Here is a 19,570-nt window from a genome sequence, read left to right on the forward strand (position 1 = left end):
GCGTTTCGCCGCCGCCGGCGCCCCGGCGGCGGCGAGCCATTCAGATCAGCGACTGCCCGCGCAGCTGTTCCAGCACTTTCAGCGGCGAACGCTGCGGATCCTGCATCTTGTTCACCGGCAACAGGAAGGTCTGTTCCAGCATAAACTGGCCGCCCATTGCGGCGTGCGGCGTTTGATCCGAGAAGCAAATCCAGCTGCTGCCCGGTGGGAATTCCAGCGCCAGCTGCGGACCCCGTTGCTGATAATCGCCGTCGGCCTTCATGGCGTCATGCAACTGCAGCATCAGGTGGTCATAATGGCTGCGGCGGGTCTTGGTGATGCGCACCTGATGCTGCAGCCAACTGCTGAGGGCGGAGTAGCGTGCGAGGCGCGGCATAAAGCGTGCCGCCAGCTCAGGGAACGGCTCGCCGACGCGCCATTGGCGAGGCTCGCCGTGCGGGTTGATGTTGGTGAAAATGCGCAGAATGCGTTCGCCGTAGTTCGGGCGCGACGGGAAAGCGTCAACGTGCAGGCGGCTGTCGTCTTTGCGCCAGGAACTGGTCGCACGCCAGGCGGAAACCGGGTGCAAACGCAGGCTGCCGGTCGGGTGGCGCAGCGCCTCCTGATACTCGGGCAACAGCCCGGCGATCAGCTGGCGGCAAGATTGATAATAGCGCTCCAGCAGTTGCTGAACCTGTTGCCGACGTTCCGCGACGGCGACGCCGGTCAGCTTGCCGGACAGCGGTTGATAGCTGATGTTTTTGCGCTTCGGATCGACCAGCGTCGGATCCAGCAGCGGCATTTCCTGCTCAGACAGGGTGAAGGCCAGTTCGGGCAGAAACAGTACCTTGCCCTGTTCCAGTTCGCTGACCGCGCTGGATGCTTCCGCTGCCGCCCATTGTCGCAACGGCAGCGTCAGGACGGCCTGTTCACGCATAATATCGCCAGTAGGCATGAGATCTCCTCGCAAATCTATATCGCTTTATTCCCGTCTTTCAGGTTGCCGCGTGATTGGCTGCACTGGCTTGCGCAGTGGCTGGCTGGAGCGGCGTCAGCAGGCCGCTCAATTGCAACGTGAAATTTGTGGGTTCTATTATGGATGTATCAGCAGGGCGCAGTGCGCCGAAGCGTGCGATGGCTTCCTGATATAGAGAATAGTCCTGATAAGGATATCACCGGCAATACCAATGAAAAGTAAACGAGGGCTAAACGGGGCTGTGCGTAGGCACGAATAATCAAAAATGGCACGAATTGTCTGTGGAATGGCGGTTTTTCATCTTGTTGAATTTTAATGGAAATAAATATTACGCTTATTATTGGCGTTATTTTATTCAGAGCGCAGGGTAACCCGGGAAAATAATGTTGCGGAGAGGAATTATTTCATTTTGGTTGGTAATAAATCGGGCCGCCAAAATTTGGTGGCCCGATTAATGATTAAGCGCCGTAAATGCAGTTTTTGCCTTTTTTCTTGGCCTGATACAACGCACTGTCCGCCTCATTGATAAAGCTGATCGGCGTATCGTTATACATATGCGGCACTTTGGCGCAGATACCGATGCTGATGGTGACGATGCCGTGCGGGTTGCCCAGATGCGGGATCTTCAGATCGCGCACCGCCTGGATGACGCGTTCGGCGAAAATCAGCGCGCCCTGCACGTCGGTATCCGGCAGGATAATCCCCATCTCTTCGCCGCCGTAGCGCGCCAGAATATCGTTGCTGCGGCACGCCAACCCTTTCAGCGTCTGGCCGATCTGCTGCAGGCACTGGTCACCGGCGACGTGGCCATAGCTGTCGTTATACTGCTTGAAATAGTCGATATCCAACATCAGCAGCGCCACGCTGCGATAGTTGCGCGAAGCCCGCGCCAGCTCGTTCTTCAGCGCGATATCAAACTGGCGGCGGTTGGCCAGCCCGGTCAGGCCGTCCAGCAGCGCCAGTTCTTCGAGCATCTGGTTGATGCTGGTCAGCTGATCGCGGGTGCGCATCAGCTCGGCTTCGGTTTGCATGCTGTGCTTGATTTGCCGCAGCAGCACCATGCCCATCGCCAATAGGATCATCAACAGAGAGAGGCCACCGGCGGCGAACAGACCCGCGTCGGTGCGCCAGTCCGCCAGCACGTCGCGTTTCGACAGCCCGGCGGCGATCACCAACGGAAAGCGATTGACCCGCGAATAGCCGTAGATGCGTTCCACTTTGTCGTACAGCGAGGTGATGGTGGCGTTACCGAATTCCGAATGCGGCAAAATTTCGCTGAACAGCACACCCTTGGCGATGTTTTTACCGATCGACGCCGCCGAATATGGGCGGCGGTAAAGGATGGTGCCGTCCGCCAGCAGCAGGTTCAGTGAGGCGTCGGTGTTGAGGGCGAAGCTGTCGTAAAACTGGCGGAAATAATCGACGTACAGCGTCGCCAGCACCACGCCGCCAAAGCTGCCGTCCGGATTGTTGAAACGCCGCGAAACGGGAATGATCAGCTCGCCGGTGGTGCGGCTGCGGATCACCTTGCCGATGTACAGACCGCCGCCATCGCGGTTTTGATGGTATTTGAAGTAATCGCGATCGGCGTTGTTGGCGTCCTTGATGAATTTGCCCGAGGAGGTCGCCAGCCAGCGGCCATCCGCATCGTAGATGAACAGCCCATGCAGCTGCGGCAGATAGCTGACCTGCGTTTGCATCACCCGCTGCAGTCGCGTCAGCTGCGATGAGCCCAGCCCGTCGGTCTGGAGACGTTCGGTCAGATCGAGCAGATTGCCGTCCACCTGCATGAATGTATCGTCGGCATGCTGCGCCAACGAACGGGCGAGGTTGGCGGATTCATGTTCGGCGCTGCGCAGGTCGCGCTGGTGCGCGTTCCAGATTTGCCAACTGTTAAAGAGGATCAGCGTGGCGGCAACGATGATGACAAACACGCCGGCCTGAAATAATAATGGGGAGCTTTTAACGCTGCGCGCCGGCACGGCATCCTGTATGGGTTGCTGCTGAGTCATGTCACCCTTGTTGTGCGATTATCGCTCGATTTGAGTTAAGAGCAGTCTTATATTTTATGCATAAATGCGGCAGACCACTAGTCCTTAACGAGGCGGTAAGGCGAAAGGCCGATCGCAACCCGCATCAGCGGCGGTGTGAATACGTCGGAGTGAAAGAGCAATGTCGGATTATATCATTATCGCTTTACTGACGCTGGCGGTGTATTACCCCCTTACGCTGGGAACGCTGGCGGTAATGATGTACTTCGCCTGGCGCCGCCGCCGCTCGCCCTATTGGCGGTTGGGATTAGCGCTGTTGGCGCTGCTGTTCGTGTTGTTCGCCAAGGCGGCGTATGACTGGCACCGCTATAGTTAGCGGCGCCATGACGGGTTATTCGACGTTGATCATCCAGTTGACGCCGAATTTGTCGGTCAGCATGCCAAAACCTTTGGCCCAGAAGGTGGCTTGGTAAGGCATCGTCACCTGGCCGCCCTGCGCCAGATTGTCGAACAGTTTGCGTCCTTGTTCCGCATCGCTGGGGTTCAGCGACAGCGAGAAACCTTTGTGAGAAGCACCGCCGCTGTCATCTTGCGGACAGCCGTCGGAGGCCATCAGCACGCCTTCGCCGATCAGCAGGCGCGCATGCATGATCGCTTCCGGATTGACGTCCTGCGATCCGCCTTGCCGGGCTTCTTCGGGCATGTCTTTAAAGCGCATGACCATTTCAACTTTGGCATTCAACTGCTGTACGTAGAAGTTAATCGCTTGCTCACAGTTACCGCTGAAAAACAGATAGGGTTGTACCAGCATGACATTGACCTCGATTATGGCCCGACAGGCAACGACCGACTCTCGGGCGGACGAAATGATTGCTGGCGGCAATAATTGCCGTCGGTGACTTACTAGTGTAGTTCCCCTGGCGCAGAATGCTTGTGCGAGGTGAGCGCGCCTTCGCCGGCGGTGTGACGGGCAAAGGCACGTGGGGGTCAATACAGCGACGGTTCGCCGGGTGGGCGGGTTTTAAAGCGGCGGTGCAGCCACATGTATTGGTCGGGGGCCAGCAGCACCTGTTCTTCCACCACGCGGTTCATCTTGGCCGCCGCGCGCGTTTCATCATCCAGCGGGAAGTCCGTCAACGGCGGCTGCACGATCAGCTCATAGCCCTGAGCATTTGGCAGGCGGCGCGGCACGAAAGGCACGATCGACGGCCGCCCCATGCGCGCCAGGATAAAGGTGCCGGTGGTCGTGGCGGCATTTTCCACGGCGAAGAACGGTGTGAATACGCTACTTTGCGCCCCATAATCGTGATCCGGCGCATACCACAGGATTTCGCCCTGTTTCAGGTTGCGGATCATACCTTTGATATCTTTACGATCGATCATGAATTTATTCGAGCGCAGCCGGCCGCGGGTCTGTACCCATTCCATCAGCTTGTTGTTGTGCGGGCGATGCACACCGATGCCGGGGTTTTGCATGCCGAAAATGCGCGCGCCCAGTTCCAGCGTCAGGAAATGCAGACCGATCAGCAGAACGCCTTTGCCGTCCTGACGCGCCAGCCGCATGTTTTCCATGCCGCTCACCTTGAACCAGCGGGCGATGCGCCAGTCGGGCCAGAACCAGGCCATGCCGACTTCGAACAGGCCCATGCCGACGGACTCAAAATTTTTGACGATCAGCGCCTCGCGCTCGGCGGTGGGCATTGCGGGGAAACAGAGTTCTAAATTGCGGCGCGCTATTTTTACCCGGCGTTTCATTAGGCGCATGGCTATTCTGCCAAGGCCGTGTCCGAGCCGATAAATGAGCGGGTAGGGCAGTAATACCAAGAGATAGAGTATTCCCAGTCCTATCCACAACAACCAATAACGAGGGCGCAAGAATTCGCGCTCAAAACGTTGGTTAGAAAGCATTTTTCCTGTTATTCCTTTTCTTTGCCAATGGGACCTTAACCCAAATTGTCATGAGGAAGATGATAGAATATTTTGTGCTAAACAGGATTTTCCATTAATGCTTTTTTTTACGCTTTATTTAAACGCAGGCGAAAAACGAAGCGAAATAGGATTTTTACCGAGGGATGAGGGGATATTTTCCGCTATTTCAATCGGCTGGCGAAATTGAAAAATAAAGACACAATTAAGCGCATCGCAAAAGTGACAACGGCTATGTAACCTTAATGAAACAGTAACGCTACGGAACCGTCCCAAGCGGCGGCCAGTGCGTACAGTAGCGCGAGGATCAGGACAAAAGGTGCATTGAACATCGGCGTTTCCTCCCGGAGGATATGTTTAAAGTTTAGCCTTGCAAGATGACAGCGGGATGAAATCAGATCGTTTTTTGTATGGTGAAATTCAGACGGACGGAAATAGGTAAACCGCTGATTTTTTACTATAGTCATAGTGTGAAGTTGTGCGTTTGCCGCCGGACGCCTCCGCATTGAGCGGCAGCGGGCAGATTGCCCAGAGCAAGATCGCGGAGCGGATGGCACCTGGCGCGAAACATGTGACGAAATTCTCAGAGGGTTGGTCTGTAAGGATTTGACATGTCATATGAAAATGACGATCTAAACGGTGTTGAGCAACCGAGCGACTACGTGAAAACCACCGCCTGCGAAGTGAGCAGCGGTGTAAAAGCAGCGCTCGAGCAATCATGTGCCTGCCTCAAGGATAACCCTTGGGCGGGGATAGGCGCCGGCGCCGTCGTGGGCCTGGTAATAGGATTTCTGTTAGGCAAAAGGTAATAGGGAGAGTAAATATGGGCATCATTTCCTGGATCATTTTTGGTTTAATCGCCGGTATCCTGGCCAAGTGGATTATGCCGGGCAAAGACGGCGGCGGCTTTATTGTGACCGTTATATTGGGGATCGTGGGTGCCGTCGTCGGCGGCTATATCAGCACCTTCTTCGGTATGGGCCGCGTTGACGGTTTTAACCTGGGCAGCTTTGTGGTGGCGGTCATCGGTGCCCTGGTGGTGCTTTTTGTCTACAGGAAGATCAAAGGCTAAGCAGCCGTTGCTCAACAGGGTCGCCGCGGCGGCCCTTTTTCGTGAAATCAATCCGGCGGTGCGGCGCGGGCCGTACCCGCTGAAAGGGGAATATCATGGGTCTGTTCGATAGCGTATTGGGTAACATTCTGGGCGGCGGCGCCAACGGTGGTAAAGGTATCGACTACATCGCCATTATGCAGTGGGTCGAGCAACAAGGCGGCCTGCAGGCCATTTTGGACAAGTTCCGTCAGGGGCAGTTCGGCGATATCGTCGGTTCCTGGCTCGGCAATGGCGAAAATCAGCCGATTACCGGCGACCATGTGCAGCAGGCGTTGGGTAGCGACGCCATCAACCAACTGGCTGAAAAGCTGGGCATCGATCCTGCACAGGCGTCCAGCACCATTGCACAGTTCTTGCCAACGGTCGCGGATGCCGCCTCACCAAACGGTGAAGTGCAGCAAGACAGCAACGAGCTGGGCGATATGGTCGGTAAACTGTTCAAGTAATGATTAGGCTCCCGGCGTCTGGCCGGGAGCATTCACTCAGCTAATTCCCTCGATCGCCGTCAACGCCTGCTGCAGATGCGCCACCCAGGCGCGCACTTTCTCCGGAATAAAACGTAAAGCGGGATAGACCGCGTGCAGCGCCATGGGCGGGTAGCGGTATTCCGGCAAAACGGGCACCAGCGCCCCCGTCGCCAGTTGCTCGGCGATTAAAGGCCGTTGGGCGCCGCCGATACCGGCTCCAGCCTCAATGGCGGCCAGCAGCGATAGCGTATTGTTGGCGCGGAACGTGGGCCGCAGAGCGACCATCTCGGGGCCGTGCGGCCCGAACAGAGTGAGCGTATCGCCGTCGTTCAAACCGCTGTAACGAATGTGCGCATGTTTAGCCAGCTCCGCCGGCGAACGTGGAGCGCCATACTTGGCCAGGTAGGCCGGTGACGCCACCAGCAGGCGTTGCAGCTCGCCCAAACGTTTAGCCACCATGCCGGGCGCATGCAGTTCACCGAAACGCAGCGCCACGTCGATGCCTTCGCCGATCACGTCGGCGCGACGATCGTCCAGCAGCAGCTCGATGGCGAGGTTCGGATGACGTTGCTGGAAAGCGATGGCCAGCGGCGTGACGTGCAACTGCCCGAACCCGGTCGGGGCATGAATGCGCAGATTGCCCTGTAGCTGGTGGTGCTGGCCGTGCAGCGCTTCTTCCGCTTCGTCGACCGCCGCCAGAATCGGTTTGAGGCGCTGATAATAACTGCTGCCGGCATCGGTCAGGGTGACCGCCCGGGTGCTGCGAAACAGCAGTTGTGCCCCCAGTTGCTGCTCCAGACCGGCGATTTGCTGACTGACCGCCGGCTGCGTCAAACGCAGATCGCGAGCGGCGGCCGACAGGCTGCCCAGCTCCGCCACCCGCATAAAGGTTTTCATTGCGTTCAGCTTATCCATGTCGATCTTGCCTATAGATTTTTCTTATAAGTGTTAGTGTAAGGTCTCTTCTACCGCAAGTATTACTAATCAATGACACTCAGGGTATCGACAACCTGAGGAGTGGCAAGATGAATACAAAGCGACAGGCATTGGTGATCGGCGCCAATGGCGTGATTGGGCGCCGATTGATTGAGGAGCTGACCGGCCAGGGCTGGCAAGTGGTGGGCGTCTCGCGCCGGGGGGACAATCGGCGCCGGGGATGCGCCACCTTCAGATTGATCTGCTGGATGCGGCGGCGACGCGCGACGCGCTGCGGCCGCTGAGCGCGATTAGTCACGTTTTCTATGCCGCCTATCAGGATGCGCCGGACTGGGCGGGGCTGGTGGCGCCGAACCTGCAGATGTTGCAACACGTTGTCGAAGGGCTGGAGCCGATCGCGCCGGCGTTGGAGCACATCAGTTTGATGCAGGGCTATAAGGTGTATGGCGCGCATTTGGGGCCGTTTAAAACGCCGGCGCGCGAAAGCGATGCCGGGCATATGCCGCCGGAGTTTAACGTGGCGCAGCAGCAGTATCTGGCGCAGCGGCAGGCCGGCAAGCGCTGGCGTTGGAGCGCCATCCGTCCAAGCGTGGTGGGGGGCTTCTCCCTCGGCAACCCGATGAATCTGGCGTTAAGCATCGCGGTTTACGCGTCGATCAGTAAAGCGCTCGGGCTGCCGTTGCGCTTCCCGGGTAAACCGGGCGCTTACCACAGCCTGCTGGAAATGACCGACGCCGGGCTGTTGGCGCGCGCCACGCTGTGGGCGGCGACCGAACCTGCGGCGGCCAATCAGGCGTTTAATATCAACAACGGCGATCTGTTTCGCTGGAGCGAGATGTGGCCGAAAATCGCCGCTTACTTTGGGCTGGAATGCGCGCCGCCGCTGCCGATGTCGCTGGAGGTCATGATGACGGACAAAGCGTCGCTGTGGCGGGAGCTGGCGCAGCGGCACCAATTGGCCGAACCGGACTATCGCGCGGTGGCCGGCTGGCGTTTCGCCGATTTCGTCTTTTCCTGGGACTATGACATGTTCGCGGATGGCAGCAAGGCGCGGCGCTTCGGTTTCCACCAGTTTGTCGAAACCGAAGCCATGTTTTTCTCACTGTTCGATGAGTTCCGCCGCCGCGGCATCATTCCCTGAACGTGGCATTGGTTTCTCCGCAGCACCGGCCGCGGGGAATGGGCTCAGAACGTCAGCATGATCTTGCCGATGTGCTCGCTGGACTCCATCAGCGTATGCGCGGCGGCGGCTTGCTCAAGCGGGAAGGTTTTAAAAATTTGCGGTTTCAGCACGCCGCGCTCCAGCAGCGGCCAAACCTTTTCGCGCAGATCGGCGGCAATCTGCGCTTTGTCCGCCACGCTGCGCGAGCGTAGCGTCGACCCGGTATGGGTCAGGCGTTTCAACAGCAGCGGCATCAGATTGAGCTCTTTCACCACGCCGTTTTGCGTGCCGATTTGCACGATGCGGCCTTCCATCGCTGCGGCCTGATAGTTTTTGGCGACATAATCGCCGGCGATCAGGTCGACGATGACGTCGGCGCCTTTACCGTTGGTGGCGTCTTTGGTGCGTGCGACAAAGTCTTCGCTGCGGTAATTAATCGCCACGTCGGCGCCCAGCGCCAGGCTGGCCTGACGTTTCTCTTCGGAGCCGACGGTGGTGATCACCTGGGCGCAGAAGGCCTTCGCCAGCATGGTGGCGACCGTGCCGATACCGGAGGTGCCGCCATGGATCAACACGGTTTCGCCGGCTTTGAGATGACCGCGCTGGAACACGTTGACCCAGACGGTAAAGAAGGTTTCCGGCAGCGCGGCGGCCTCGGTCAGGCTCAGCCCCGCCGGCACCGGCAACGCATTGCTTTCATGCACGGTGCAGTATTCCGCATAGCCGCCGCCGGCGATAAGGGCGCAAACCCGATCGCCGAGCGCGAAGTGGGTCACGCCTTCACCGATGGCCACCACTTCGCCGGCAATTTCCAGTCCGGGGATATCCGAGGCGCCGGGCGGCGGCGCATAGTTCCCCTGGCGCTGCAGCACGTCGGGGCGGTTAACGCCGGCGGCGGCGATTTTCACCAGCAGTTCGCCCGCTTGCGGAGCGGGCACCGGGCGTTCGGTAACGACCAGAACGTCGGGAGCGCCCGGTTGGCTGATTTCAATCGCTTTCATCGTGCCGGGCAGCGCTGCATTTGTTGACATGGTTACTCTCCTCATCGTGGCGGACGTGGTTATCAGGCGAAACGTCCGCAATAAAGTCTGCTGTTAGCTTAGCGAAATCGAATGAGGCGCGCGTGGTTGAATAGAGCGGTTTTGCGAGGAAGAGGCGAAGCCGCCGCGATGGGCGGCAGGGCATTAATCGTTAGGCGGGATGCGGAACCCTTTTAACGAGACGATGAAGTGTTCTTTTCCTTTGGAGATTTTGGCGCCTTTATCGCACCACAGGCTGGCAAGCTGGAAGAAGTCGTCGCTGCCGATATCGTAAGCCAGTTCGATTTTCTTGGCGGTGCCGGCGCGGATGAGTTTTTCTGCTTCCTGATGGTTTGCAGCTTTAATTATGGTCATGGGCGAAATCCTTGGTGTTAAGCCAGAGCGGATAAACGCGAATCATCATATGGCCATAATGTGACAATTTTGTGATGAAAGCATGACAGCTCGCGAAGGCGCGGCGTGCGATGTGCCGGGCCTTCGCGGTGAAAGCGCGTTGTCGGTTACCGATCGTGCGGGTGGACGAGTGTGCTTTTTTTCTGAGATTTTAAATGCTTGTAGAGGGCGAAGCCCGCAATGCCGGCCAAGACGGCCAGGAGGGCAAGGGATCCTGTGGCCATGAACGTTACCTCCGAATAAGAATGGCAAGGAGGCGTATTTGTGACATTCATCACTTTGTGGGGCAATGAGAGCAATCTGTAATCGGGAGACGCTTTGAGGGATAGGCAAAAAAAAGCGCCTATAGGGAGGCGCATAAAGATTTGCAACACAGCTTGTTGTGTTCAACACCAGGAGGAGTGGTGAACTGAGGCATATTCTATGCAGCGGCAAAGGAGGCTGATATAGGTATTACTCCGAAAGCGCCACTACCACTCATAGCCCAACTGAATGTTGTAATCGGGATCCTTATTGGTGGAATAGGGATCAGACTGGCGGCGGCGATCGGTTTTCTTCACCGGGCCTTCATACGCGGGATAAGGTTTGGCGCGCGGTTTGCTGCAGCCAGGATGATCGCACTCAATATCGACGCGAAAACCGCTTTTATCTCTCGCCTCTGTCCAGGCAATCGGCGGTTTTCCCGTTTTGGGGGCCGGCCCTGAGGGGGCAGGCGGCTTGGGGGCGGGAACCATGCTGGGGTCGGGGGCTTGATAATTGAGCTCCAGTGCACTCTGCGGAGCGCTGTAAGCGGCAAAGGCCAGCAGGGCGGCGGCACTGACAGCCGGTAATGTAAGCCATCTCGGCATGGTGAATCTCCCTGAATGATTTCGTCAGGCAACTATAAAACAGCAGAACGAGAATTACTATCATTTGCCTTGGGCGTTACGGGCGAGCCAGGCGGCGGCCCTATCGGCAGACAGGGTCAAATCCTGTGCGTTTAGCCGAGATTAGCGTCCCATAGCGGCGAAAAAGGTTGCTATTGCCGCTCGCTCATGAGTTAATGATGTCGGCCTGTGGTACAGACCTATTTATGCACGACATTTTGAGTAAAGTAGTTCAAATTTAAAGCGTTATCCCGGATAGCCCTTCTCTGACGAATTTCCTTTCCAGTGCCTCCATAAGTAACTGATGACCGGCTACCTCGCCCATGGCGGCTTACATTTATTATTGAAGGAAATTAGACATGTCTAACATGATCAAAGGTCAAGTGAAGTGGTTCAACGAAGCTAAAGGTTTTGGTTTCATCACCCCAGCAGACGGCAGCAAAGACGTATTCGTACACTTCTCTGCTATCCAGGATCAAGGCTTCAAGACCCTGGCTGAAGGCCAGAACGTACAGTTCTCTATCGAGAACGGTGCGAAAGGTCCATCTGCGGCTAACGTTACCGCTATCTAATTGGCGTTTACCGCTGATTGAAAAGAACCCGCTACGGCGGGTTTTTTTATGCCTGCAATTTGGCAGCGCGCAAAAAAAAAGGCCCGCAAGTCTGCGGGCAAAAGTTCCTTGTTACTTCTTCATTTGCGAGCGCTTCTCTGGGGGGAAACGCCTGAAGACAGACTACGCGAGGCCGGCTTAAGATTCTGCGGCCAAACCGTTAAGAAAGTGAAAAACCAGGCGGCTGCTACGCTGATAGCAGAGGCCGGCAGGGCTGGAGCGGTGTCCATCGCCTCCGGTTTTGTAATACACTGACGGCAATCGCAAATAAGGGGGAACGGTATGCAGGTTAACGATCGAGTGACGGTAAAAACAGACGGCGGCCCGCGGCGTGAAGGTGTCATTCTTGCCGTAGAGGTATTCAACGAAGGCACCATGTATCTGGTTTCTCTTGACGACTACCCGGCGGGCGTATGGTTTTTTAATGAGATCGACAGCCGTGACGGCACGTTTGTGGAGCCCTGTCGCGAACACGGGCAGTAACTTAGGCTAATCTCATTAATTTGCTAATGAAATTGTCCATTTTGAGATTATTTCGTTGCGGTAAGATTTTTTTTATCGACGGCAAAAAAAATACCCGTTGCGCTAGCGGGGGATAACGCAGCAGGTATTTTTTGTGGTCCCAGCGGTTGTTATCCAGATGACATTATCACCGGGTGTTTAACGGCTGGTAAAACAGAGCGGGGGCGTTCTCTGTGGTTTAGCGGCTATTGACGAATATTCCACTGGTCAATGTATCGGTCAAACGAACAACGTGATAAATGATCTGCTTGTTGTGCGTTTTTATTTTCCGCTTGATGTTTCCCTTGTGGGAAGAGACCGTTTTGGCCTTTATTTGCATCTGGTCTGATATCTGGATGGTGCCTTGACCGGACATCCACATGCGTAACATGTTCGATTCAGTCTGGCTCAGCGTTACCGGCGTTTGATCCAGAGAAAATTTCTCCGTACGGAGGGACGTTCTCTCGAGATAGTGACTAAGTAGCTGATTCATAGTCTCTGGTTTGATGGATTTTGACGATATGATGACGTTCTTGCGAACATATAAATAATCGTCGAAATGTACGTTGGTAATGGCCATGAAGATGAAGAATAACGTATCCGGGTGCAGTGAAATCACCCGTTTTATTCGCTCGGTGGCGTTTGCTTCATGGATGAAGCAGTCCTCGTTAATAAACACCAGGCTCGGATTCAACTTGCTGCATTTTTCATGCAGGCTGTCAATGTCCTCGATGGCATTAATATGGCGCCTCTTCACGCCATGCGAAGTCAGATAGTCGGTTAACCCCAATCTGGTATAGCTACATGAATCCATGATAATCGTTGGCATATCGCACCCCCACTTAAATCCGTTTTACTGCGGTAATATGAGAAAAAGCCTAAAAAGCCGAAAGGCAAAATGGAACAATAATTCAGTGTAGCCAGTGTTCTATCAATAAACACGACGGCACTCAATGATATTTTCATACTAAACTTATTAATTGCATGAATCTATAAGTTTGGCTTAAGTCAGGGCGATCTGCTGCTCGTCCCGCTTAGGCATGTTGAGCCTGATTTGCGCTTGGCGCCAGTGCGTGTCTGCATTACTTGCCGCGAATCTGCTCATCTTGTCACGAAACAAAATTTTAGTTTGCTAGGAAAAGTCTTAAAAAAAATTCATGTGTCGTTTTTTTGATGTCTTTCAGCGCATTTTTTGAGTGATCAAAAAGCGTTCAGTCTGAGGTTGTTGATTTTTTATATATAAAAATCAAAAGATTAATTTATTTTTTTGCTCTCCATGCTAATGATAAGCACTTCTTTTTTTATCATAACAACAAACAAAAGTTAACATTATGGCCGGAATGTGTAGCTTAATTGTTGCTGTAAATCACCGTTTTACAATGAGTTATATGGGTATTTATTTCACGTGAAATAGTTTTCGTGAATGTTGAACGATGATTGAGTGATTTTTCTAAACTATCATCCTGCTGCCCGATCCGCAGGGGAGGAATGGCAGGTCGGAGTTGTCTCTGGCCCGCGTTGGTTTTAACTTGCCTCTCCACCTTTCAAAAACAGGATGTCGCGGTGAGACGGAATCAGTATGGGCAGCCGATAGGCGAAGCCCTCCCTCATTGGCAGCCGGCAGGCATGCCCGGACACTCGCCACTGCAAGGGCGGTTTTGCCGCCTCGAACCGCTTAACCTCGAGCGCTGGGGGGAGGCGCTTTATCAGGCTTATCAATCCGCCGAGGACGATCGCGACTGGACTTATCTGTTTTGGGAACGGCCGCAGTCGCACGCAGATTTCCAGCGTTATCTTCAGGCTCAGGCGTCCAGCGCTGACAGAAACACGATGGTAGTGATCGATCAGTCAAACGGGCGTGCGGTGGGAAGCTGCGCTTTTTTGCGCATCGATCCTGCCAACGGCGTGGCCGAACTGGGCACCATCAACTGGTCGCCGCTGATGAAGCGCAGCGCGCTGGGCAGCGAGGCGATTTTCCTGATGCTGCGGCATCTGTTCGACGATCTTGGCTACCGGCGATGCGAATGGAAATGCGATAGCCTCAATCTTCCTTCACGCCAGGCCGCCGAGCGCTTGGGTTTCCGCTATGAAGGCACCTTCCGCCAGGCCGTCGTCGTCAAAGGACGCGCGCGCGACACCGACTGGCTGTCGATCGTCGACGGGGAATGGCCGGCGCGGCGCGCGGCGTTTGCCGCCTGGCTGTCGCCGGATAATATCGGCGATGACGGGCGGCAAGAACGGCGTTTGCAGGCCTTCCAACTCGGGTAATGCGCCGCGCGCGTTAGGCCGTTTCCGCCAGGCAATGGCGCAGCGAGTCCAACGCCAGCCGGATGTCCTGTTCCTCCGTCATCCAGTTGACCAGTGCGGCGCGGATCCCCGGCTGACCGTTATAACGCGTAGGGGTGCAGCACACCACGCCGTGCCGGCTCAGGCGCTCGAGAAAACGATCGCGCGCCGCCTCGCTGTCGCCCTGTGGATGGCTGAGTGCGAAGCAGACCACGTTCAAATTCACCGGCGCCAGCAGCTGGAAACCCTCATCGGCTGCCAGCGCCGCCCCCAGCGCCTGCGCCAATCGGACGTTGCGCTCGACGATATCCCGTATGCCGCTGCGGCCATAGGCTTTCAGCGTCAGCCAGAGCGGCAGGGCGCGGAAGCGGCGCGAATTCTCCGGCGTCAGATGCAGATAGTTGTCTGGCCGCAATGTCGGTGCTTCCAGGTAGGCCGAATGGTTCTGAAATACCTGCATTTGCAGATCCAAATGGCGGGTAAATTGGATCGCGCTGTCATAAGGCACGTTCAGCCATTTGTGTGCGTCGACAGTGATGGAATCGGCATGCTGCCAACCCTCAAGCCTTGGAGCGTATAGCGGTGAGCAGGCCGCCACGCCGCCAAATGCCGCATCGACATGCAGCCAAAACGGATAACGCTCCCGCAACGTCAGCAGACGCGGCAGGTCGTCGAACGCGACGGTGTTGACCGTACCGGCGCTGGCCAGCACCAACGTTGGCTGGCCGGCGCCGGCGGCGAGCTGCCGTTCCAGTGCTTCCATATCCATGGCTTCCGAGTCCGGCAGGCTGGCGACGGTCGTCAGCGCCTCGCGGCCGATACCGAGCATGCTGAGCGCCTTCACGCTGCTGGAATGTGGATTGGCCGACAATACCCGGATGGAACCCAGCGCCGTCAGGCCCTGTTGGGCGATATCCACGCCGTGCTGTTGTCCCAGCCACTGCCGGCCAATGGCCAGCCCGGTGAAATTGGCCATGGTCGCGCCGCTGACCAGGCTGCCGCTGAACGTTTCCGGCAGGCCCAACAGGGATTTCAACTGTGTCACGGCCGCCAGCTCGATCGTGGCTGCGATGGTATCATGGCTGAGCAGGCTATTTTGGTCTGTCACGCTAACCAGCCAGTCCGCCGCTACCGCTGCCGGGGTTCCGCCGCCGGTGACGAAGCCGAAATAACGCGGGCCGGCGCTGGCGGAAATGCCGGCCTGATAGCGTTGCCAAAAGTTATCCAGCGCCGCCAGGGCGCCTTCGCCGTTTTCCGCCAGCCGATCGTCTCCCGGATGCAGCTGCTGTTGATCGCGCGGTGGGCAGACCGAGCGTTGCTGCAGCCCGGTCAGAAAATCTTCCGCCAACTGGCGAGTGTGGTCGAGGATCTGCGGAAACTGTGCGAGGTCTTGTTGTAAACGTGGGTGCATGGCGGCTCCGAAAGCGTCAGGGATGATGGGGTAAACATAGAACATTTGCCTGCCGGTCAAAATCGATGAAAAATAACCTTTTTGGATAGCCTGGTTAACCAATGATGAATGAACGCATTCCCCTGCATGTCTTGCCGACCTTTGCGATCGCCGCCAGGTTGGAAAATTTGCGCGCCACGGCGCAGCAGGTGCATTTGACGCACGGTGCGGTCAGCCAGCAAATTCAGTTGCTGGAGCAGGCGGTCGGCTATCCGCTGTTTGAACGGTGCGGGCGCGGTGTGCGCCTGAATGCGGCCGGGAAAGAGATGCTGGCGGCGGTAGAGCCGGCGCTGCAGGCGCTGCAGCAGGGCGTCGCCCGCGCCCGGCGTGCGGCGACAAGCCAGACGCTGCGCATCAGCGTGTTGCCGTCTTTTGCCCACTATTGGCTGTTGCCGCGTCTGTCGGCATTCCATGAAGCCTGCGCCGATATTGCGCTGGATATCGATGCGTCGCTGACGCTGCAGGATCTGTCGCAGCGTGGGTTTGATGCGGCGATCCGCATCGGCAGCGGCCAGTGGGTGGGGCTGCAGGCGCAGCGCATCGCGTCGGGTGACGTGCTGCCGGTCGCTTCGCCGGATATGGCGCGAGAATGGGGGGCGGCGTTCGAGAACGGTGGCGATATTCCGTTGCTCGAGCACGACGTCAGTCCCTGGCGCGACTGGTTCAACGCGCAGGGGCGGCCGTTATGCGGGCGGCAACAGGCGTTATTCAACGATGCCGGATTGTTGATTCGCGCGGCGGAGCAAGGGTTTGGCATCGCGTTGGCGAAAAAGCTGCTGGTGCAGGATGCCCTCGACGCCGGGAGACTGGTGGCGTTGGCCGCGCCCCGTCGCCTGAGCGATGACGACGTTTATCTGGTGTGGCCGCAGACCGCCGGGTTGACGCCGGCGGTCACCCGCTTGCTGCAGTGGCTGCAGCAACAGTTGGCGGCGATTTAGCGGCGTAGCCATTCCGGTTGCGAGGTGCCGAGCGTAGTCGCCGGCAGCGCCCATTGCAGCGCCGTGCCCTGCAGGCTTAACGGGGCGCGCAGGCGTTGCGCGGCCCCCCAGTAAGTCAATTCCGTTTCCGGGTTCTCGTCGGCGGGGCCGGCCGGCGCCAGCGGTTCCGGCCGATAATCTGCCGAACAGGGATGCCCCAGCAGCTGCTGCGCCGTGCGCGCCAGCGACAGCCGAGCGTGGTAGCCGGTGCCGCGGCTCAGGCGCTGCGCCATACCGGTCAGCACCGCCGCCGCCATCAAATAGCCGGTGGCGTGATCCAGAGCCTGTACCGGCAACGGCACCGGCAAACTGGCGCTACGCCAAACCATGCCCGCCTCCGCCAACCCGCAGCTCATCTGTACCAGGCTGTCGAAACCGCGCCGGGTGCGCCACGGCCCGCTCCAACCATAGGCATTCAGGCAGACGTCTATCAGGCCCGGCGCCAGCGCGCGCCTTTCCTCCGCGCCATAACCCAACTTCTCCAGCGCACCGGCACGATAGCCGTGCACGATCACGTCGGTGTTTCTCAGCAGATGTTCAAACGTATGGCGATCGTGCGCATTGGTCAGGTTGAGGCGCGCGCTGCGCTTGCCCAGCATGACTTCGTGTTCAACGCCGGGCTCATCCCAACCGTAGGGATCGATGCGCAGCACGTCGGCACCCAAACCGGCAAGAAAACGCGTGGCGATCGGCCCGGCGAGAATGCGCGTCAGATCCAGCACCCGTACGCCGTGCAGCGGCCGGGCGATGGGTAGCGCCCAGCCCGGCGGTGGCGCTTCCGGCTGCAGCGAGGCGTGGATCAGCGGTTCGAGCGCTACGCTTTTGCCCTGAATATGTTGTCGCCACGCGGCCGCCGAGCGCATTTGGGCCGCGCAGCCGCCGGCTTCGATCACCGCTTCCTCCAGCTCACTTTTTTTCCAGCCCAGCACGCGTTCCGCCAGCGTGCCTTTATCCGATGCCGAACCCAGCACCTGCTCCACCGCTCGCCGATGGTGCGGCGCATTGGTATGCAGGCGTATCCAGCCATCCGTCGTCGCATAGTCGCCGGCCAGCGCGTCCCAGGCCGCAGGCAGCGTCCACCCCAGCGGACGCAGCGTCCAGCCGAACCAGAGCGAGGCCAGGCGTTGATCGACCCAGACCTGCGGCGCGTCGGCTGCCTCGCGGCGAAGCAACTCGGCGCAGGCCAAACCGGCGGCGCTCCAGGCGGCGGTAGCCAATTCGGTTACGGGAAAAGCCGAAGGCAATGCGCCGGTGCCGCTTACGGTTAACCGGTCGGCGGGGGCGGGGCGCTGCCCCAGGCTTTGCCAAATTTCGTCGAGCAGAGTGTGGATCAGAGGCGTCATCGGCCACTCCTTGCGGGTCGTCGGAAATATAGCCTAGCGTAGCCCACCGCCGGCGACCTTGCTAAGGTGCAACGTCGAACGTGCGGCCATCGGCCAGTTTGGCGCGCAGGCTGCGGGCCGCTACGCCGGCGAATGGCTGCGCGCTGAAGTTGGCGGTCAGCGCTTTGTCCCACAGGGCCTGATGCAGCGGCCGGAAGGCGGCGTCGGCGCCCAATGTCGCCATCTTCTATTTGTGACATTGGAATATCATTGCGGGTATTCCAGTTTATTTTTCGTTTAATAAATTAGCCTTTACTTCATTACCCGACGTCACTATACTCAGCCAAAATTTCGGTGGAGAAACCCAATTGGACAGTTGTAGTTGTAATAAAATAAATAAGGCAAGCTGACCAATTCTCTTCTGATTTGTTGCTTGCCGTTATCGGCGGGCAGCACCCCTCTCCAGTTATTTCTGAGCTGTGCATACCCGAATAAGAAAACGTTTCCTGATGCCAGGTGGCTTCAGGCGAATTGAGTTGGACGTTATTATGGTATTCTGCAGCCACAGCCTTTTCCCTCCAGGCATGACACGCTGATTCGCTGATTTATTTTCAGCGCGTTTTCGCGTGTGCTAAACAGCACATGATTTTATCTCCTGTGATTAATTAAGGGGAAAGTCATGGCTATGACTCCTTTCGTTTTAAATTTATTGCTGGCGATGTGCCTGGGCGCGGTGATTGGCGCCGAGCGCCAGTGGCGCCAACGCATGGCCGGCCTGCGCACCAATGCGCTGGTGGCGACCGGTGCGGCGGTCTTCATTCTCAGCTCCATGTCCACCGATCCGGCCAGCGCCGGCCGGGTGGCCGCGCAGATCGTCTCGGGTATCGGTTTCCTCGGCGCCGGCGTAATCATGCGTGAAGGGCTGAACATTCGCGGCCTCAACACCGCCGCCACGCTGTGGTGTTCGGCGGGGATCGGCGTCCTGTGCGGCCTGGGCCAGCATTGGGATGCGGTGGTCGCCACGCTGGTGATCCTGTGCGCCAATATCCTGCTGCGCGAGGCCGCGCAGCGCATCAACCTGCAGCCGCACCAGCAGGCGACCGATCTGGAACTGTGCTATCGCATTCAGGTGACCTGCGGCGAGCAGGATGAAATTCTGGTGCGCACCCTGATTCTGCAGGCGCTGAACGGCGTCGCCTTGCGGCTGCAATCCTTGCGCAGCGCCGATATTGCCAGCCCGGGGCAATTGGAAGTGTGCGCGGAAATTACCGCTACGCCGGCCGCGCAAAAAGAAATTGAGGGTATTGTTTGCCGCGTCAGTCTGGAAAAAAGCGTGAGTGCCGTGCGTTGGCGCGTCGCGTCCGAATTACCGGTCTGAGTAATAATATAAATATTGATTAACTTGATTATATGTTCGGTTTTATTCATGAGTGCCTTGAATAACGCGGAGCATTAAGGAGGCGTTATGGACGATGACCCCGGAAGGGAAATGATTCTTGCGTGGCTGACAGGGTAATCACGCTATTCAGTCACGCTAATTAAAAAATTCCACTCTGCGCAGAGTCACCTGTTT

At 57.4% G+C, this 19,570-nt stretch carries 21 protein-coding genes and 1 pseudogene; 10 read left to right on the plus strand and 12 right to left on the minus strand.

Going from position 1 to position 19,570, the window contains the following annotated elements; translation table 11 throughout:
- Positions 1–40 precede the first annotated feature (40 nt).
- Positions 41–934 carry a Kdo hydroxylase family protein gene (locus tag ACMGF7_RS16735; RefSeq protein WP_049240709.1) on the minus strand — a complete coding sequence of 298 codons (894 nt, stop codon included), beginning with the start codon at positions 932–934 and terminating at the stop codon, positions 41–43.
- A 479-nt stretch (positions 935–1,413) separates the two neighbouring features.
- Positions 1,414–2,967, minus strand: coding sequence for a sensor domain-containing diguanylate cyclase (locus ACMGF7_RS16740; protein ID WP_049240708.1), 1,554 nt, complete (start codon positions 2,965–2,967; stop codon positions 1,414–1,416).
- A 160-nt stretch (positions 2,968–3,127) separates the two neighbouring features.
- Here ACMGF7_RS16740 and ACMGF7_RS16745 point away from each other — a divergent pair, with 160 nt between their 5' ends.
- A complete protein-coding gene (locus tag ACMGF7_RS16745) occupies positions 3,128–3,322 on the plus strand; it encodes a hypothetical protein (RefSeq protein ID WP_049240706.1) in 195 nt (64 codons plus the stop codon).
- A gap of 15 nt (positions 3,323–3,337) precedes the next feature.
- On the opposite strand, the gene yjdN is transcribed toward ACMGF7_RS16745, so the two are convergent.
- Together yjdN and ACMGF7_RS16755 are read right to left on the minus strand one after the other, a co-directional pair.
- The gene (gene yjdN, locus ACMGF7_RS16750) at positions 3,338–3,757 is read right to left on the minus strand and encodes a VOC family metalloprotein YjdN (RefSeq protein ID WP_021505787.1); all 420 of its coding nucleotides are present in this window, start codon (positions 3,755–3,757) and stop codon (positions 3,338–3,340) included.
- 176 nt (positions 3,758–3,933) lie between these two features.
- A complete protein-coding gene (locus tag ACMGF7_RS16755; protein WP_049240704.1) occupies positions 3,934–4,854 on the minus strand; it encodes a Kdo(2)-lipid IV(A) acyltransferase in 921 nt (306 codons plus the stop codon).
- Positions 4,855–5,483: 629 nt separating this feature from the next.
- On the opposite strand from ACMGF7_RS16755, the gene ACMGF7_RS16760 reads away from it, so the two are divergent.
- From ACMGF7_RS16760 to ACMGF7_RS16770, 3 genes are all read left to right on the plus strand, one after another.
- Positions 5,484–5,681 carry a glycine zipper domain-containing protein gene (locus tag ACMGF7_RS16760; RefSeq protein ID WP_004935148.1) on the plus strand — a complete coding sequence of 66 codons (198 nt, stop codon included), beginning with the start codon at positions 5,484–5,486 and terminating at the stop codon, positions 5,679–5,681.
- A gap of 14 nt (positions 5,682–5,695) precedes the next feature.
- Positions 5,696–5,944, plus strand: a complete 249-nt coding sequence (locus ACMGF7_RS16765; RefSeq protein ID WP_004935146.1) for a GlsB/YeaQ/YmgE family stress response membrane protein — start codon at positions 5,696–5,698, stop codon at positions 5,942–5,944.
- A gap of 95 nt (positions 5,945–6,039) precedes the next feature.
- On the plus strand, positions 6,040–6,432 hold the full coding sequence (locus ACMGF7_RS16770; RefSeq protein ID WP_004935144.1) for a YidB family protein: 393 nt from the start codon (positions 6,040–6,042) through the stop codon (positions 6,430–6,432).
- A gap of 36 nt (positions 6,433–6,468) precedes the next feature.
- Here ACMGF7_RS16770 and ACMGF7_RS16775 read toward each other — a convergent pair whose 3' ends face one another.
- Positions 6,469–7,368: a LysR family transcriptional regulator gene (locus ACMGF7_RS16775; protein ID WP_197842699.1), complete on the minus strand. Its 900-nt coding sequence runs from the start codon at positions 7,366–7,368 to the stop codon at positions 6,469–6,471.
- A gap of 110 nt (positions 7,369–7,478) precedes the next feature.
- On the opposite strand from ACMGF7_RS16775, the pseudogene ACMGF7_RS16780 reads away from it, so the two are divergent.
- Positions 7,479–8,530, plus strand: a pseudogene (locus tag ACMGF7_RS16780) (SDR family oxidoreductase).
- Positions 8,531–8,574: 44 nt separating this feature from the next.
- Here the strand turns inward: ACMGF7_RS16780 and ACMGF7_RS16785 are convergent.
- From ACMGF7_RS16785 to ACMGF7_RS16795, 3 genes are all read right to left on the minus strand, one after another.
- Positions 8,575–9,582 carry an NAD(P)H-quinone oxidoreductase gene (locus ACMGF7_RS16785; RefSeq protein WP_044030943.1) on the minus strand — a complete coding sequence of 336 codons (1,008 nt, stop codon included), beginning with the start codon at positions 9,580–9,582 and terminating at the stop codon, positions 8,575–8,577.
- A gap of 153 nt (positions 9,583–9,735) precedes the next feature.
- Positions 9,736–9,945: a hypothetical protein gene (locus ACMGF7_RS16790; protein WP_004935132.1), complete on the minus strand. Its 210-nt coding sequence runs from the start codon at positions 9,943–9,945 to the stop codon at positions 9,736–9,738.
- Positions 9,946–10,454: 509 nt separating this feature from the next.
- Positions 10,455–10,832 (minus strand): hypothetical protein, encoded by a 378-nt coding sequence (locus ACMGF7_RS16795; protein WP_049188334.1) that lies wholly within the window; start codon positions 10,830–10,832, stop codon positions 10,455–10,457.
- A 377-nt stretch (positions 10,833–11,209) separates the two neighbouring features.
- Here ACMGF7_RS16795 and cspE point away from each other — a divergent pair, with 377 nt between their 5' ends.
- Positions 11,210–11,422 carry a transcription antiterminator/RNA stability regulator CspE gene (cspE, locus tag ACMGF7_RS16800; RefSeq protein ID WP_004935122.1) on the plus strand — a complete coding sequence of 71 codons (213 nt, stop codon included), beginning with the start codon at positions 11,210–11,212 and terminating at the stop codon, positions 11,420–11,422.
- Between the two features lie 321 nt (positions 11,423–11,743).
- Positions 11,744–11,944 (plus strand): protein DsrB, encoded by a 201-nt coding sequence (dsrB, locus tag ACMGF7_RS16805; RefSeq protein ID WP_004935117.1) that lies wholly within the window; start codon positions 11,744–11,746, stop codon positions 11,942–11,944.
- 217 nt (positions 11,945–12,161) lie between these two features.
- On the opposite strand, the gene rcsA is transcribed toward dsrB, so the two are convergent.
- Positions 12,162–12,791, minus strand: coding sequence for a transcriptional regulator RcsA (gene rcsA, locus ACMGF7_RS16810; RefSeq protein WP_049240697.1), 630 nt, complete (start codon positions 12,789–12,791; stop codon positions 12,162–12,164).
- A gap of 797 nt (positions 12,792–13,588) precedes the next feature.
- Between rcsA and ACMGF7_RS16815 the strand changes: the two genes are divergently transcribed.
- On the plus strand, positions 13,589–14,230 hold the full coding sequence (locus ACMGF7_RS16815) for a GNAT family N-acetyltransferase (RefSeq protein WP_420286534.1): 642 nt from the start codon (positions 13,589–13,591) through the stop codon (positions 14,228–14,230).
- A 13-nt stretch (positions 14,231–14,243) separates the two neighbouring features.
- On the opposite strand, the gene ACMGF7_RS16820 is transcribed toward ACMGF7_RS16815, so the two are convergent.
- Positions 14,244–15,659 carry a pyridoxal phosphate-dependent decarboxylase family protein gene (locus ACMGF7_RS16820; protein WP_049240798.1) on the minus strand — a complete coding sequence of 472 codons (1,416 nt, stop codon included), beginning with the start codon at positions 15,657–15,659 and terminating at the stop codon, positions 14,244–14,246.
- Between the two features lie 101 nt (positions 15,660–15,760).
- Here ACMGF7_RS16820 and ACMGF7_RS16825 point away from each other — a divergent pair, with 101 nt between their 5' ends.
- Positions 15,761–16,636 (plus strand): LysR substrate-binding domain-containing protein, encoded by an 876-nt coding sequence (locus tag ACMGF7_RS16825; RefSeq protein WP_049240694.1) that lies wholly within the window; start codon positions 15,761–15,763, stop codon positions 16,634–16,636.
- Here ACMGF7_RS16825 and ACMGF7_RS16830 read toward each other — a convergent pair.
- Together ACMGF7_RS16830 and ACMGF7_RS16835 are read right to left on the minus strand one after the other, a co-directional pair.
- Positions 16,633–18,018 carry a CoA transferase gene (locus ACMGF7_RS16830; RefSeq protein ID WP_273890097.1) on the minus strand — a complete coding sequence of 462 codons (1,386 nt, stop codon included), beginning with the start codon at positions 18,016–18,018 and terminating at the stop codon, positions 16,633–16,635. The two genes, ACMGF7_RS16825 and ACMGF7_RS16830, sit on opposite strands and share 4 nt — an antisense overlap.
- Positions 18,019–18,079: 61 nt before the next feature.
- Complete coding sequence (locus ACMGF7_RS16835; RefSeq protein WP_162837997.1) at positions 18,080–18,241, minus strand: hypothetical protein; 162 nt, start codon at positions 18,239–18,241, stop codon at positions 18,080–18,082.
- Between the two features lie 435 nt (positions 18,242–18,676).
- Between ACMGF7_RS16835 and ACMGF7_RS16840 the strand changes: the two genes are divergently transcribed.
- A complete protein-coding gene (locus ACMGF7_RS16840; protein WP_004935097.1) occupies positions 18,677–19,375 on the plus strand; it encodes an MgtC family protein in 699 nt (232 codons plus the stop codon).
- The last annotated feature ends 195 nt before the right edge of the window (positions 19,376–19,570 follow it).

Source organism: Serratia sp. BNK-17, assembly GCF_048684935.1.
GTDB lineage: Bacteria > Pseudomonadota > Gammaproteobacteria > Enterobacterales > Enterobacteriaceae > Serratia > Serratia nematodiphila.